At 66.2% G+C, this 13233-nt stretch carries 18 protein-coding genes and 1 pseudogene; 8 read left to right on the top strand and 11 right to left on the bottom strand.

The genetic code is table 11. The annotated features are described in order from the left end of the window. Positions 1-507: 507 nt before the first annotated feature. The 3 genes from ACH46_RS14430 to ACH46_RS14425 all read right to left on the bottom strand — a co-directional run bounded on the left by ACH46_RS14430 (position 508) and on the right by ACH46_RS14425 (position 2527). On the bottom strand, positions 508-1395 hold the full coding sequence (locus tag ACH46_RS14430) for an IS5 family transposase (protein ID WP_062393538.1): 888 nt from the start codon (positions 1393-1395) through the stop codon (positions 508-510). 228 nt (positions 1396-1623) lie between these two features. After that, on the bottom strand, positions 1624-1821 hold the full coding sequence (locus tag ACH46_RS21640) for an alpha/beta fold hydrolase (RefSeq protein ID WP_226995631.1): 198 nt from the start codon (positions 1819-1821) through the stop codon (positions 1624-1626). Between the two features lie 94 nt (positions 1822-1915). Beyond that, on the bottom strand, positions 1916-2527 hold the full coding sequence (locus ACH46_RS14425) for an alpha/beta fold hydrolase (protein ID WP_226995630.1): 612 nt from the start codon (positions 2525-2527) through the stop codon (positions 1916-1918). A gap of 41 nt (positions 2528-2568) precedes the next feature. Here ACH46_RS14425 and ACH46_RS14420 point away from each other — a divergent pair, with 41 nt between their 5' ends. The 4 genes from ACH46_RS14420 to ACH46_RS14405 all read left to right on the top strand — a co-directional run bounded on the left by ACH46_RS14420 (position 2569) and on the right by ACH46_RS14405 (position 5714). Continuing rightward, entirely contained in the window at positions 2569-3294 is a 726-nt protein-coding gene (locus ACH46_RS14420) for a TetR/AcrR family transcriptional regulator (RefSeq protein WP_082399673.1), read from the top strand. Between the two features lie 100 nt (positions 3295-3394). Further along, positions 3395-4261 (top strand): AraC family transcriptional regulator, encoded by an 867-nt coding sequence (locus tag ACH46_RS14415; protein ID WP_062393536.1) that lies wholly within the window; start codon positions 3395-3397, stop codon positions 4259-4261. 54 nt (positions 4262-4315) lie between these two features. After that, entirely contained in the window at positions 4316-5125 is an 810-nt protein-coding gene (locus ACH46_RS14410) for a MerR family transcriptional regulator (protein ID WP_062393535.1), read from the top strand. A gap of 235 nt (positions 5126-5360) precedes the next feature. After that, positions 5361-5714, top strand: coding sequence for a DUF1801 domain-containing protein (locus tag ACH46_RS14405; RefSeq protein WP_062393534.1), 354 nt, complete (start codon positions 5361-5363; stop codon positions 5712-5714). Positions 5715-5749: 35 nt separating this feature from the next. Here the strand turns inward: ACH46_RS14405 and ACH46_RS14400 are convergent, their stop codons facing one another. The 3 genes from ACH46_RS14400 to ACH46_RS14390 form a co-directional block, all read right to left on the bottom strand. Then, complete coding sequence (locus ACH46_RS14400) at positions 5750-6727, bottom strand: amidohydrolase family protein (protein WP_062393533.1); 978 nt, start codon at positions 6725-6727, stop codon at positions 5750-5752. A 188-nt stretch (positions 6728-6915) separates the two neighbouring features. Further along, positions 6916-7149: a DUF2249 domain-containing protein gene (locus ACH46_RS14395; RefSeq protein WP_062393532.1), complete on the bottom strand. Its 234-nt coding sequence runs from the start codon at positions 7147-7149 to the stop codon at positions 6916-6918. Further along, on the bottom strand, positions 7146-7400 hold the full coding sequence (locus ACH46_RS14390) for a hypothetical protein (protein ID WP_062393531.1): 255 nt from the start codon (positions 7398-7400) through the stop codon (positions 7146-7148). The genes ACH46_RS14395 and ACH46_RS14390 overlap by 4 nt, the downstream gene beginning before the upstream one ends. A 228-nt stretch (positions 7401-7628) precedes the next feature. On the opposite strand from ACH46_RS14390, the gene ACH46_RS14385 reads away from it, so the two are divergent. Continuing rightward, positions 7629-7883, top strand: a complete 255-nt coding sequence (locus ACH46_RS14385; RefSeq protein WP_062393530.1) for a hypothetical protein — start codon at positions 7629-7631, stop codon at positions 7881-7883. A gap of 108 nt (positions 7884-7991) precedes the next feature. Continuing rightward, on the top strand, positions 7992-8555 hold the full coding sequence (locus ACH46_RS14380) for a dihydrofolate reductase family protein (RefSeq protein ID WP_062393529.1): 564 nt from the start codon (positions 7992-7994) through the stop codon (positions 8553-8555). Between the two features lie 44 nt (positions 8556-8599). Here the strand turns inward: ACH46_RS14380 and ACH46_RS14375 are convergent, their stop codons facing one another. From ACH46_RS14375 to ACH46_RS14360, 5 genes and pseudogenes are all read right to left on the bottom strand, one after another. Further along, positions 8600-9313 carry a pyridoxal-phosphate dependent enzyme gene (locus tag ACH46_RS14375; protein ID WP_236995102.1) on the bottom strand — a complete coding sequence of 238 codons (714 nt, stop codon included), beginning with the start codon at positions 9311-9313 and terminating at the stop codon, positions 8600-8602. Positions 9314-9428: 115 nt separating this feature from the next. Next, positions 9429-9725: pseudogene (locus ACH46_RS21880) on the bottom strand (pyridoxal-5'-phosphate-dependent protein subunit beta); the annotation flags it as partial. Positions 9726-9967: 242 nt separating this feature from the next. Further along, entirely contained in the window at positions 9968-10378 is a 411-nt protein-coding gene (gene arr / locus ACH46_RS14370) for an NAD(+)--rifampin ADP-ribosyltransferase (RefSeq protein ID WP_062395459.1), read from the bottom strand. A 9-nt stretch (positions 10379-10387) separates the two neighbouring features. Beyond that, a complete protein-coding gene (locus ACH46_RS14365; RefSeq protein WP_062393528.1) occupies positions 10388-11386 on the bottom strand; it encodes a pseudouridine synthase in 999 nt (332 codons plus the stop codon). An 83-nt stretch (positions 11387-11469) separates the two neighbouring features. After that, on the bottom strand, positions 11470-11763 hold the full coding sequence (locus ACH46_RS14360) for a DUF4287 domain-containing protein (protein WP_062393527.1): 294 nt from the start codon (positions 11761-11763) through the stop codon (positions 11470-11472). Positions 11764-11840: 77 nt separating this feature from the next. Here ACH46_RS14360 and ACH46_RS14355 point away from each other — a divergent pair, with 77 nt between their 5' ends. Both ACH46_RS14355 and ACH46_RS14350 read left to right on the top strand, forming a co-directional pair. Continuing rightward, positions 11841-12467, top strand: a complete 627-nt coding sequence (locus ACH46_RS14355) for a TetR/AcrR family transcriptional regulator (RefSeq protein ID WP_062395457.1) — start codon at positions 11841-11843, stop codon at positions 12465-12467. Positions 12468-12587: 120 nt separating this feature from the next. After that, positions 12588-13091, top strand: coding sequence for a hypothetical protein (locus ACH46_RS14350; protein ID WP_062393526.1), 504 nt, complete (start codon positions 12588-12590; stop codon positions 13089-13091). Positions 13092-13233 lie beyond the last annotated feature (142 nt).

Raw genomic sequence — 13233 nt, 5'->3', positions numbered from 1 at the left:
GCAAGGGATTGCTGGTCCAGATCGCGGAACTGCCTGCGGCCCAGAACAATCGACCTCAGGTCTTTTCGAAACGGCGCTCCCTCTTCGGCCGTGCGGTCTGCCCTGCGTGCGGCGCCGCATTTCTCATCGGCGCGGCTTTGGACTAGCGACAGTGCGCTGCCCTGATTCGGGTCGTTGAGGTTCCCAGATGATTGATTCCAGGTGATCAGAGGCAGATGTCGGCAGTTCGCCGGACGAGGTGGCCTTCCCGCACCACTTGTCGGCGAGTCGCACCACCTCTGTTTTTCGCACCCGGTCGCGACTGAGTGCGGGAAACACAAGTGGTGCCACTGGTCGACACATGTTGCGGCAACCTCTCTTCGGGTGTCGCCGGACCCCGCCGGTCCGTGCGCCGTTGACCGTGGGGCACTACTGCCAAAATCAGGCCGTCTGCGCCTCACCGAGGGAAAATTGCCGTCGGAGAGCCGCAGCTGGCCTGGTTTCAGCGATATCGGCGGCTAGGTTCTGTTACGAAAGTCGTCTGAGCCAGTGATTGATGCTGGCGATTTCGATGGTGGCGGCGAAGCGGACGGCGAGTTTGTCGTAGCGGGTTGCGCAGGCTCGGTGTTGTTTTAGCTGGTTGATGCCGCATTCGACGGCATGGCGGTCCTTGTATCGCTCGGAGTCGAACGCCGGTGGGCGTCCGCCGGCCGATCCTCGTCGCTTGCGGTGTCCCTGTTGGTCGGACGGTTGAGCGATCGTGGCCTTGACGTGGTGGGTTCGCAGCCAGGTCCGGTTGGCCTTCGAGGAGTAGGCCTTGTCCGCCAGGACCCGGTCGGGACGAGACCTCGGCCGACCGGCACCGGCGCGGCAGACCCGGATGCCTTCCAGAACGGGAATCATCTCGGGGCTATCGCCGCACTGCCCGGCGGTCAGGCGGAAGGAGAGCACTCCGCGATGCTGATCGATCGCCACGTGGGTCTTCGTCGACCAGCCGCCGCGGGATCGTCCGAGCGCGTGATCGGGCGGTTCGTCGGGCACCTTCTCGAGGCTGTCGGCGCGAGCACCTGCGGCGTGCGCATGCGCTCTGGACGTCATCGAATCAACGCTGACCTGCCATGACAGCCGTTCCGAGGCGGCAGCATCAGCGCGTAGTTCGGCGTCGATACGTGCCCAGATTCCGGCGATCTGCCATTGAGTGAACAAGGCATACACCCGCCACCACGGGCCGTAACAGTCTGGAACGTCTCTCCACGGGCAGCCGATGCGAGTTCGGTAGCGGACCCCGTCGATCAGTGCTCGCAGGCAATATTGGCGGGGTCGACCGCGTCTGGGCGGGGCTGGAAGGTGCGGCTGGAGAACCGTCCACTGCCTGTCGGTCAGGTCATGGCGCGCTGATGCCGATACGGTGGCCATGGGAGGCCTCCCTGCGAGCGTTGATGATTAGACACCAACTGCGTTAGCGCGGAGGCCTCCCGTCATGCACGCGGACACGCCGACACCACATCGGCCACTTTCGTAACAGAACCTAGGTCACCCGACGCGCCGGCCGCGATGGCACTCAAGTGTTCGGGCGCCTGTCCTTCGGCGCTGCCCGAATCACCGATGAGTCCGACGAGAGAGATTTCCACCGGAATCGATCATCTATGGTTTCCCGGCACGGTCCGCATTGCCGCGCACCGCGTCGGCGACGCGGTCCCAGAGCGGTTCGGGGATGTCGTGTCCGGCGCCGCGAAGCATCTCGAACCGGGCTCCGGGGATTCGTCGTGCCGTGGCTTCGCCGGCCTTCGTCTTGACGATGGGGTCTTCGTCGCCGGCGAGCACGAGTGCCGGGACGGCCATGGACTCCAGCTTCGGTCCATGCCACTTCGCGCCGATCTGACGGCTCTGCGCCTTGGCGTCGCGCGGCCCGCTGTCGACCTCCCGCTCGATCCATTCACGTGCTGCGGCCCTCGTCGAACGGGTAGGTCCGGGACGCGACTCCGCGGGCGACCGCGAAGTCAGCGGCGATGTCGCCTTCGCGGCCCTCCGGGAACTTGGTTCGAGCGAGCTTGGCGAGGAGACCGAAGCGGAGATAGCGGAACGCCGAGAGACCTGAGGCGTCACTCGGTACCGCCGCCGAGGACACGATGGAGAGCACACGATCCGGGTGTCGCAGCGCGATGCGCTGACTCAGCGTGCCGCCCATGGAGTGGCCGAAGACGTGTGCGCGTTCCCATCCCAACGCGTCCATCACTGCCACGGCGTCGTCCGTCATGTCCTCAGCCGTGTAGCTCTCGCTCTTGCGGCCGGCGAGCGCCGCGAAGGGGTTCGACGCCGAGGTGTCGGGCATGCGGGTGGACTCGCCCGCGTCGCGCTGGTCGTAGCGGACTACCTCGAAGCCTCGTTCGGCGAACGCCTGACATAAGCCGAGCGGCCACCAGAATCGCGACGTGCCCAAGCCCATGACGAGGAGCAGTGGATCGCCCGATGATTCGATGAGGCGGTCGTAGGCGATTCGGACGTCGCTGTTGTCGGCATATGCGGTCGGACTCCACGAGTTGGTCATCAATCCTCCACTGCTAACGATGTTCGCAGTATTCTAGCGGGATGAACGACTCTGACACATCCCCGACGGCCGCGGCGCCCAGTGTCTGGCGGCGGCCGGAGCACGGTTCGCGCGGGCCGACGTCTCGGTGGACCCGTGATGACGTCGCCGATGCCGGAGTGCACGTCGCAGACCAGCATGGACTGGCGGCGGTGACGATGCGATCGGTTGCCTCACGGCTCGGTACCGCGGGGGCGTCGCTGTACCGCATCGTCGACTCGCGCGACCAGCTCCTCGAACTCATGGCCGACCGGGTCAACGCCGAATTCGACTACTCGACCGTCGGCGCGGGGTCGGGAACCGTGGGCATGCGCAGCCTCGCGAGGCAGGGGAGGGCGATCTATGCCCGCCATCGCTGGTTACTCGAGATTCCCGACACGGCTCCGGTTCTCGGTCCGAATGCGATGGACTATCTCGACCGGGCGCTGGGAACGCTGTCGTCGACCGACCTCACGGAGAGGGCGAAGTTGGAGGTCGTCGGCATCGTGTCAGGACTGGTCCGCGTCTTGGCGCTCGGTGAGGCGTCGCCGGGGCGCGGACGTCTGTCGCCGGAGTGGCAGGCGGCGATGGCCGACCATCTGCGTGCGACGGCGGTCTCCGAGTCGCACCCGCATCTCGCCGCGGTGCTCGCCGCCGACCGCGATGCTGCGGACCCCGGTGACGGGTTCGAGCGGGTGATCGGCCTCGTCATCGACCTTTCCGTCCACGGGTCGCAGGCCTGGGAGTAGCGATCCGTGTCGGAGCCTGCCGTACCCGATAAAAGCGGACCGGAATCGTCGGGCGCGGGCAGAGTGGGTCGGGCGAGAGTGGAGTGCGAAGGGAGCAGTGATGATCGAGATCCTCGACCGCGTGATCGATGAGATCGAGGACGGTCTCGTCGACGAGATCGACGTCGACGCGATCGCGGCATCGATGGGGACCACGGGCTATCACCTGCGTCGAATGTTCTCGTCGTTGGCGGGCATGCCGGTGTCGGAGTACGTGCGCCGACGCCGGATGACCGTCGCCGCGTCCGACGTGCTCGGTGATGAGGACCTGCTGACGATCGCGGTGCGCTACGGCTACGGATCCGTCGAAGCGTTCGGACGGGCGTTCCGGTCGGTTCACGGTGCGAGTCACGGCGACGTCCGCCGTGACGGCGGCCCCCTTCGAACTCAACCCACCCTCAGGTTCCGCCTGACCGTCGAAGGGAGCGCCCGAATGGACGCCCGAATCATCGAACGACCAGCCTTTCGTCTCATCGGTCACGCCGCGCGCGTGCCGCTGATCCACGAGGGAATCAACCCGCACATCCAGCAGCACATCGCGGCACTGCCCCTTGAGGAGCATGCGCGGCTGAAGCGCCTCAGTGGTGCCGATCCGCGCGGGCTGCTGCAGGTCAGCGCCGACGTCGACCCGGACTATCGGGAGGGGAGCGAACTCACCTATCTGCACGGTGTCGCAGTCGACGCCGACGCGGACGTGCCGACAGACCTCGACGTGATCGATCTCGGGGCCGGAACGTGGGTAGCCTTCCGGACTTCCGGGCCGCACCCGGCGGCTCTTCAGGAGGCTTACGCCAGATCTGCGACGGAGTGGTTCCCGTCGTCTCCGTGGCGGTTGCGTCCGGGGCCGTCGATCGTCGCCGTTCTCGAGCACGCGGAGGACTTCTCGACGGCCACGTGCGAACTGTGGTTTCCGATCGAGCGCGAGTGACGTTCGGCGATCTGTTGACTCTGACACCGTGTCAGCCGATGAAGTGAAGGGGCCATGTTAGGAATCGGAGACTTCGCCAGACTCGCCGGCGTATCGGTGCGCATGCTGCGCCACTACGACCGGCTCGGACTGCTCACGCCTGCACGGGTCGACGAGTGGACGGGCTACCGCTACTACTCAGCCTCCCAACTCGCTCGGGCCAATCAGCTCGTCGCCACCAAGGAACTGGGATTCACCCTGGAAGAAGTCGGCGAACTGCTCGCCGACGACCTCCGCGAGGAACGGTTGGTGGACCTGCTGCGGGAGCGGGCGGCCGTGCTCGCCGAGCGGATCGACGCCGACCAGCGTCGGCTGCTCAGGGTCACGGCGAGGCTCCGGTCGATCGAGAAGGGAAACACCATGTCCACACTCACATTCACCGAAGTCTCCATGCCCGCGCTGCGGCTCATGCAGCTCGCAACCACTGTCACGGAGATGGAGGACATCGAGTCGGAGATCGGACCGATGTTCAGGCGGGTCAACGCTGTCATCGAACAGGCGGGACTCACCCGCACCGGTCCCGGCGTCGCGCACTACACGCAGACCGACGACGGGTTGATCGCGGCGGCCGCGGAACAGATCGGCGACGCACCGGTTCCAGAAGGATTCACGACCGGTGAGCTGCCTGCGGTGCCGCAGGCGCTCGCGACGACCTACGACGCCGACGATCTCGCCGGCATCCAGGCCGCGTGGCAGTCGCTCGTCGTCGAAGTCGAGAGCCGCGGCCTGACGCCGTCGGGGACCTGCCGCGAGATCTACCACGAGACCCCGATGGATCCCGGCGGCACACGGTGGGTGGTTGAACTGCAGCAGCCGCTCGCCTGACACCTGATCTGCACGACCGCCCGCCGCATCGCCACAGTGGACGATGCGGCGGGGAGGCGTCACCGGTATCCTTGGTCCGGTGGCCACAGGCCACCAGCGCACTTCCACGTGACGATCACGTGAATCATTGCGGAGAGGCCTGAGAGACTCGGGACATGTCCGGATGGGGTGCGGCGCGTAGCAGCGCCGACTTCAGCGTGCCGATGCAAGTCATCGGCGGACGAGAGGACATGACATGCCTTCCAAAGACGAGAAGAACCTGGCCCAGGTCATCGACAAGCTCGCGAAGATGGACGAGCCGCGACGTTCGATCATGCGCCGCGTGCACGACGTCATCGTGTCGGCGGCGCCCGATCTGAAGCCGCGGATCTGGTATGGAATGCCCGCCTACGCCAGGTCGGCGAGTACGCCTGCCCTGGTAACGCTCCGCAACGACGATCGCATGAATCTCGCGATCACGGAGAAGGCGCCGTTCCAGGTCGCCGGTGGTGCTGACGGTTCACTGATGCCCGCAGCCTGGTACTTCGAGGCCGTGGACGAGCACACCGAGCAGCGGATCGCCGAGATCGTGCGTTCCGTCGTCGACTGACGCGGGACCGACGAGTCCGACGGTAGGCGCGTCGCCTACTGATCGATCCGAAACAGTCGCTGCGCGTTCTCATGGGTGAACCGTGCTCGGTCCACGTCCTCGAACTCGGCGAGGAAGACGTCGATCTGTGTGCGCGTCGGATGCTGGAACGGGTAGTCGGTGGAGAACAGAAGCCGGTCCGGCCCGACCACGTCGCGGGCGTGCTGCATCAGCGTCGGTGAGAACATTCCCGAGCTGGTGATGTGGAGGTTCTCTCGGAAGACGTCGGCGACGGATCGTTGGAGTCTGGCGGCGCGGGTCAGGCTGTCGACGCGGTCCCGCCAGAACAGGAGGAGTTCGCCCCAGTGGCCGAGGACCAGCTGGAGGTCGGGGTGCCGGTCGAAGGTGCCTGACGCGATCAGTCGGAGGGCGGCGACGGCGGCCTCGATGTGCCAACCCCAGGCATACGTCGAGAGAGCGAGGCCGGTGTCGTCGTCGAATCCTCCGTACGCCGCGGAGCGGAGCGCCGGTGACGGGATCTGCGGATGGATGAAGATCGGCATCGACAGCTGCGCAGCGGCGCCGAGGACGTCGTCGTACCGGGGATCGTCGAGCGGCGTTTCCCCGGTACGGCCGTAGAGCATCGCGCCGACCATCCCCGCGTGCGCCGCCCGTTCGAGTTCCTCGACGGCCTTCGACGGCGCGGGCATCGGCAGGGTCGCGAAGGCGCGGAACCGATCTGGATGAGTCGAGGTCGCTGCGACGGCGAGGTCGTTGAGGTCGCGGCTCACGGCGACGGCATCGCTCGGCGCCAGCGGTCCCGTCGCGGGAGGGGCCACCGAGAGGATCTGCAGATCGATGCCCTGCTCGTCCATCGCCGCGATCCGTGCCTCACCGATGTCCTCGAGCCGTTGCAGGTGGTCGCCCATTTCGTTGAACGCGATGCTGTCGTCGCGGCGATCGGCGGGCAGTGCCTTGAGGCGTGCGGTCAGCTCCTGTGTGGTCCAGTGTTCTTCGATCGCGATGAGTGTCATCAGGGCTCCTGCTCCATGTCGGACTGGGTGAGCGTCGGAGGAGGGGGTCTGGGATCGCGATGGCCACGTCGTCCGCCGACCGTACGACGAGAAGGGTAGTCCCGAGACTGCGATGCGTCGGTGATGCGAACGCCGCCGGGTCGCAGGGAGGAACGATCCGGCGGCGTCGGCGAGATGCCGAGTCGACGTCAGGCGGGCTTGCCGATCCGCACGCGCCACACCTCTGGGCCCTCTTCCAAGTAGTCCCAGGTGAACTGGCCCTTGAACTCGGCGTCGAACTGGTACCAGAGCGGCTTCGGGTCGTGGTCGTTGATGAGCTCGAATCCCTTGCCGGACTCGAGGTCGTGGTAGTTCTGCAAGATCAGCTCGTGGCGCCGCTGCGGCACATCGTTGCGGACGTCGAGCTTGGGATCGTCGCTCATTTGATCTCCTGATCGGTGGATGGATTCGTGGAGTCTTTCCCGGGTTCTTGAGGAAGCCGAACCAGGTAGTGCATGGCGCCGTTGAGTCGCTCGGCTTCGCGAGGGTGGTCGTCGCGCAGCGCAAGCCATGCCTGTGCGGCGAGCCGATTGGCGGCGTCGGGGTCGCCCGACTGGCCGAGTGCTCGGAGCGCCTTGATCAGATATCCGACGGTCGTGACGAGTGCATCGTCGTGAGGGCAGTCCGTCGGCATCTGTTGCACACTCCTGTTTTAAGCACGGAATATTCCGTGACAAATAAACTGTACGCCGCGGGCAACCCACGCGGCCGGATACCGGTGCGAGTGCGCCGGGAGTCACAGCGTCGACGGACGACACGCATGAGTCGAGCCGGAATCGGAAGTGATCGCGGCGCGTTACCGTGAGCGCATGCGTGGTGGGCGACGGCCGCGTCCAATCGGGTGACAGTCGATGACGGGTGGGTGACTGTCAGCGGACCGCTGTATCGGAAACGCTGTGCGCGCGACGAGGTCGTCGCGGTCGACGTCGCGCCGGACGACGGTTTGAATCACGGGTTCGTGAGTTGGCCGGTGGCGCCGGTGCGTGGCGAGCAACTGATCAGGCTGAACATGGGCGGATCAGCGTCGGTCACGATCCGTCTGACGGATGGGTCGCGGATCCAGGTCGTCGTGCACGACGAGACGGAGGCTCAGCGGATCGCGGCTGCCGTCGGATAGGTCGGATCACCGGTGCGGGCTCACGCTCCTGCGCGTTGCCGAAACGCGCGACCGATCCACTGATCTGTGGTTGGGTCGTGGAACGGCCCCGACCACACGGAGAGACGCATGGGCAGCTTGAGCTACACCGCGACGATTTCCCTGGACGGCTACGCCGTCGATGCCGATGGCGACTTCCAGTGGGGTGCACCGACACCCGAGATCTTTCAGGTCCACCTCGACCGCATGCACGAGGTCTCCACCGAAGTTCTCGGCAGGAACACCTACCTGCTGATGAAGTACTGGGAAGCGGAACCGGATGACGAGGAATGGGCCGACGCGGAGCGGGAGTTCTCGCGCCGATGGCAGGCGCTGGAGTTGATCGTCGCGTCGTCGACCCTGACGCACGACGACCTCGGGTCGGGAACTGCGCGCTTGATCTCCGACCTCACGCTGCCCGCCCTCGAACAGATCGTGGCCGATGCTGCCGGCGAGGTCGAGATCTTCGGCCCGACCACCGCCGCACCGGCGATCGTCGCCGGCATGGTCCGCGACTTCCGCTTCTTCGTGGTGCCGAAGGTCGTCGGCGGGGGAGTGCGAGCCCTGCCCGACGGCGCGCGGCTCGACCTCAAGCTCGTCGAGTCGACGACCTACGACAACGGCTTCGCCTACCTGCACTATCGGCGGGGGTGAGACTGAGTGTCCGGCTCTCACCATTTCGGCCGGACGAACGCGGTTCATCCGAGGAGTTCGGCCACCATCGACGGAGCCTTCAACCCGGAACCCGTCAGCAGCACGACCGTCGCCTCGGACGACGCGATGGTTCCCGACGCTGTCAGAGCAGTGAACGCGGCGGCGGCCGTCGCACTCGTCGGTTCGACGAACAGTCCGCGGGCGCAGAGCTCACGGAGAGCGCGGACGATGTCGTCCTCGGGGACGGCAACACTGGCGCCGCCGGAGTTGCGGAGCGCGTGAACGATCTGTCGGCGACGCAACGGCCGCGCGATCGACGTCCCCTCGGCGATCGTGGGCCGCACAACGCGGTCCACCGGCCCATCGGTTCCCGAGGAGAAGCTCGCGTCGATCGGCGAACAGTTCACCGGCTGCGCGGCGAACAGCCGAGGTAGACGCTCGATCTGCCCGGCGGCCAGAAGTTCGGTGAATCCGAGCCAACAGCCCAGCAGGCTACTGCCGGCGCCGACCGGGACGATCACGTTGTCCGGTGCGCGGAAGTCCAGGTCTTCCCACATCTCGTAGGCGAGCGTCTTGGTTCCTTGCAGAAAGAACGACTGCCAGTTGTGGCTGGCATAGAAGGCGTCGCCGTGGGACTGGCGGATCGCCGCGTTCTGCGACTGCTCGCGCGGGCCGTCGACCAGTTCGATGTCGGCCCCGTAGGCACGCACCTGTGCGATCTTCGACGACGACGTAGACGCGGGCGCGAAGATCTTCACGCGCAGACCACCCGCCGCGCCGTAGCCCGCGACCGACGAGCCGCCGTTTCCCCGAACTGTCCTCGAGGATCGACGACACGCCGCGGCTGCGCAGATACGACAGCATCACGGAGGTCCCGCGGTCCTTGAAGCTTCCCGTGGGATTGAGGAAGTCGAGTTTGAACAGCGGTCGGGAACCGTGCCAGTCCTGTTCGACGACGGGTGTCGTCCCTTCGCCCAGCGTGATCGGCGCCGGGATGCCGACGGGGAGTGCAGCGCGGTAGCGCCACAGGGAGCGTGTCGTGGTGTCGATGTCGTCGCGCCCGATGCCGGGGCCGGGTCCAATCCACAGGGGTCGGCCGGCGTCCGACCGCCACCGCGGTTCATCGAGCGGATACGTGCTGCCGTCGACGGGGTCGGTGTAGCGGGCCATGGGTGCACGGTAGTCCAACACGGCCGGCCTAGGCCGTGTTGGATGAGTCCCTTTGCCTGTCTCGGCGGCCCGATGAACGCCTGGCTGCGTTGTCGTCGGTCGACATAGCTACCGCTATGCCTTCCTCCTCCGCCTTGCCAGCCGTCCATCGGATCCACCGATCCAAGGCAGTGGACTCATCCACCACGGCCTAGTGCCGCGCGATTGCGGTGTCTCTCCGTGCGGCCTGCATCGGCGGTTCGTCAGTTGATGATCTCGGCGTTCCCGGAGCGATCGAGCGCGTCCAGTCGGTTGCGCCAACTCTGCAGAGCCTCCGGTGTGCGACGCTGCCAGTCGTCGATCTCCTCGACGATGCGCAGCGGCTCCGTGCTCCGGTACGAGCGCGTCGGATTCCCCGGGAACTTCTTGTCGGTGACGTTCGGATCGTTCTCGAAGTCGCCGGTCGGCTCGACGCGGTAGACGCGGGGTTCTCCGTCGCCGCAAGCTAACTCGGCCGCGAGGCCTGCGCCGTCGCGCAGCGCGGTGAAGTAGATGTGATTCATCACGACGTCGGGGCGATAGTTCGAACGGAATCCGGCGGTCAGAAGGTCGCCGACCCGGAGTGCCGCCTTCGTGCCGTGGAAGAACGGACCGTCGTCCAGCGCGTCGCTCATCGCCACAGGTTAGCGCGGAGCGCCGGGAGTGGGTGCCACGTCGCCGTCGACTGGACGTTCTGACAAGTCCATCCCGCTGATGAACGTCCTCGATCGGCCGGTCAGCGGGTCGGTGAACCGAAGTTCGCGTGCCAGCAGCTGTAGCGGCAGCGACGGGTCGTCGGGTGCCTCGGGTAGCAGGTCGGGGTACCAGCGGTCGCCCAGAATCGGGATGCCGAGCGCCGACAGGTGCACGCGGAGCTGATGCGTCCGACCGGTCTTCGGGTGCAGTGCGGTGTGCACCACGCGGCGTCCCGTGCGGCTGGTTCCGGCCCCGATCGCTTCGATCGTCGTCTCGGCGTTCGGCGCCCCGCCCTCGTCGACGGCGACGCGGAGGCCGAAGCCCTGCGCATCGCGATCGCGGACGATCCGGTTGCGGTACGTGATCGGAAATGCGTGACCGGCGGCGGTCGGAGTGCTCGGATTCCAATCGTCGGGGAGTGCGGAGACGGCCTCGTACGTCTTGCTGACGCGGCGTTCGGCGAAGAGCGTCTGGTAGAGGCCCCGAGTGTCGGGGCGAGTCGAGAACATCACCAGTCCCGCCGTCGGCCGGTCGAGTCGGTGGATCGGGGTGATGTCGGGGTTGTCGAAGGCCAGCCGCAGGCGAACCAGCGCGGATTCGCGGAGATAGCGTCCACCAGGGGTGGTCGGCAGGAAGTGCGGCTTGTCGATGACGATCAGGTCGTCGTCGACGTGCAGCACCGTCTCCCGGTAGGGCAGCGGTTCTTCGTTCGGGATCTCGCGGTAGTACCAGACGAACTCGTGCTCGCCGAGTGCGGTGTGCTGGGTGACGACCGCGCCGTCGATGCCGACGAACTCGCCCGCGGCCAGTCGACGCTCGACCTCGGTGGGGTCGAGATGCGGAAAGCGGTCGATCAGAAATGCTCCCACCGTCGGCCACGAGCCGTCGGACGGGATGCGGAGACGAGTGGGGCCGACCCCGTCCTTGACGGGGAGGGGAGGACGCATCGGCACCAGGTCATCATCGCATCGGCCGCAACGCTGCAAACGGAGCCACCGCGTTCAGCTGTGCCGACGCCCACGGTGCGAGGTCAGGCCGTCGGCTTGGTGGCGACGCCGTCGAGCCACAGCGTCGCCGATTCGTCGCGGTGGGTGCCGGTGGTGCCGACGTGCTTCGCATCGATCTCCGGCCCCTTCTTGATGACGTGCACGAGCGCCATGCCGTGGCCGCGACCGAGCTCGTAGTCGTCCTTGAGCCACGCGAGTATCTGGCCGGCCTTGACGTCGGGAGCGTCGAAGTTCTTCGCTTTCGCGATCTCGACCAACTGGCGCGGGGTCAATCCGGTCTTGCGTTCGATGGTGTCCAAGTAGGCCTGGAAGGACATGGCGACTCCTGGGTCGGTGATGCCGATAAAGTGAGTACTGATTAGTACTCATGGACCGAGAGTACTATTCGGTACTGATGGTGAGCAAAGAACGACCGCCGATCTCCGCCGAGAAGCGAGCGCAGATGCTGGAGAAGTCGCTCGCGGTCTTCGTCGAGCGCGGATACGTCGGGGCAAGCACCGACGAATTAGCTGCTGCGGCGTCTGTGTCGAAGCAGACGCTTTACCGCGCTTTCGGCGACAAGGAAGGACTCTTCGAAGCGCTGATCCGAACTGAATGCGATCGCGTCTACGACCCGTTCGCACCACTGGTGGAGGAGATGCGTGACGTCGAGTCCGCCGAGGCGGCCATCCGCAGGCTCGCAGAGCAGTCCGCCCGCCTCATCATGTCCCAGCGCGTTCAGCAGCTTCGGCGTCTCGTCATCGCGGAGGCAACGCGATTTCCTGCACTGGGCGAGCTGTATTGGGAGCGCGGCTTTGTGCGGGTGTCGGCGTCCCTCGCTCAGTGTTTGACGGTGCTCGATGAACGACGACTCCTCCGCGTGCCGCAACCGGCGCTGTCCGCGCAGCAGCTCGCGGGCATGCTGCTGTGGATCCCCAGTAATCGGACGATGTTCGCGGGGATCGCTCAGCCGATGAGTGCGGGTGAACTCGCCGACGTCATCGATGCGGGAGTCGCTGCGTTCGTTCGCGCGCATCGCTGAGTCTCCGACCTGGGGCCGTCGCTGCGCATTCGCGCAGGAGAATCTGTGGACAACGTTCGAATGAATCCACAATGGCGTCAGCATCTTCCGATCCCGGCGCAGGTCCGTGACAGTCGGGTCATGGGAATCAGGTATTACGCATATGCGTTCAAGGCAGATCAGGCCGAACAGGCTACGGCCGACCCCGCGTCGGCCCTCTCCGACGACCCGTTCGCCGACGCGTGGGGGCTGGAGCCGGGGGTCGATGCGGGTCCGGCCACCGGCGTCCAACGACTGTCGGAAAGCGACATGCTCTATCTCGACAAGGCCTGGAGGCACCTCCAGCGAGTGACCGCGCCGGTCTCCGGGGAGCCGAAGCGACCCGCGCACCGAATGTTCGAGGGGGAGCCGGGTTGGTACGGACGTCCTGTTGAGCGGACGTTGGCGCCCGAAACGATGCCGGAGATCGCTGCCGATCTCGCCTTGCTCATCGACGAAGACGTCGCCGACCACGTTCGGTCGAAACCCTGCTTCGGCGATCCTGACGGTGAGGTCGACTACGTGCTCGACTACCTCGCCCGAGCCCGCGAGTTCGTCGCCGGCCTGGTTGAGACGGGGCGGGGGATGGTCTATCTGATCGGGTGATCGTTGGGCTCGGGGTGATCGAGTGCCGTTGCGAGCGAAGCCCGCAACGGTGTATCGAGATCGGCGATGGGCTGGGGCGGTGTGTTGTCTGCCCAGGGTGATCGAGTGCCGCTGCGAGCGAAGCCCGCAACGGTGTATCGAG

The organism is Gordonia phthalatica (assembly GCF_001305675.1).
Taxonomy (GTDB): domain Bacteria; phylum Actinomycetota; class Actinomycetes; order Mycobacteriales; family Mycobacteriaceae; genus Gordonia; species Gordonia phthalatica.
The sequence above is the reverse complement of the archived record's forward strand: the minus strand, read 5'-3'. Positions and strand labels throughout refer to the sequence as shown.

Excerpts from the sequence above, each read along its gene's own strand:
- ACH46_RS14415 (WP_062393536.1), top strand. The coding sequence starts at position 3,395 with ATGATCGAGATCCTCGACCGCGTGATCGATGAGATCGAGGACGGTCTC.
- ACH46_RS14405 (WP_062393534.1), top strand. The coding sequence starts at position 5,361 with ATGCCTTCCAAAGACGAGAAGAACCTGGCCCAGGTCATCGACAAGCTC.
- ACH46_RS14425 (WP_226995630.1), bottom strand. The coding sequence starts at position 2,527 with ATGACCAACTCGTGGAGTCCGACCGCATATGCCGACAACAGCGACGTC.
- ACH46_RS14410 (WP_062393535.1), top strand. The coding sequence starts at position 4,316 with ATGTTAGGAATCGGAGACTTCGCCAGACTCGCCGGCGTATCGGTGCGC.
- arr (WP_062395459.1), bottom strand. The coding sequence starts at position 10,378 with ATGAGCGACGCGCTGGACGACGGTCCGTTCTTCCACGGCACGAAGGCG.
- ACH46_RS14400 (WP_062393533.1), bottom strand. The coding sequence starts at position 6,727 with ATGACACTCATCGCGATCGAAGAACACTGGACCACACAGGAGCTGACC.
- ACH46_RS14350 (WP_062393526.1), top strand. The coding sequence starts at position 12,588 with ATGGGAATCAGGTATTACGCATATGCGTTCAAGGCAGATCAGGCCGAA.
- ACH46_RS14420 (WP_082399673.1), top strand. The coding sequence starts at position 2,569 with ATGAACGACTCTGACACATCCCCGACGGCCGCGGCGCCCAGTGTCTGG.
- ACH46_RS14380 (WP_062393529.1), top strand. The coding sequence starts at position 7,992 with ATGGGCAGCTTGAGCTACACCGCGACGATTTCCCTGGACGGCTACGCC.
- ACH46_RS14360 (WP_062393527.1), bottom strand. The coding sequence starts at position 11,763 with ATGTCCTTCCAGGCCTACTTGGACACCATCGAACGCAAGACCGGATTG.
- ACH46_RS21640 (WP_226995631.1), bottom strand. The coding sequence starts at position 1,821 with ATGGCCGTCCCGGCACTCGTGCTCGCCGGCGACGAAGACCCCATCGTC.
- ACH46_RS14430 (WP_062393538.1), bottom strand. The coding sequence starts at position 1,395 with ATGGCCACCGTATCGGCATCAGCGCGCCATGACCTGACCGACAGGCAG.
- ACH46_RS14355 (WP_062395457.1), top strand. The coding sequence starts at position 11,841 with ATGGTGAGCAAAGAACGACCGCCGATCTCCGCCGAGAAGCGAGCGCAG.
- ACH46_RS14365 (WP_062393528.1), bottom strand. The coding sequence starts at position 11,386 with ATGCGTCCTCCCCTCCCCGTCAAGGACGGGGTCGGCCCCACTCGTCTC.
- ACH46_RS14395 (WP_062393532.1), bottom strand. The coding sequence starts at position 7,149 with ATGAGCGACGATCCCAAGCTCGACGTCCGCAACGATGTGCCGCAGCGG.
- ACH46_RS14390 (WP_062393531.1), bottom strand. The coding sequence starts at position 7,400 with ATGCCGACGGACTGCCCTCACGACGATGCACTCGTCACGACCGTCGGA.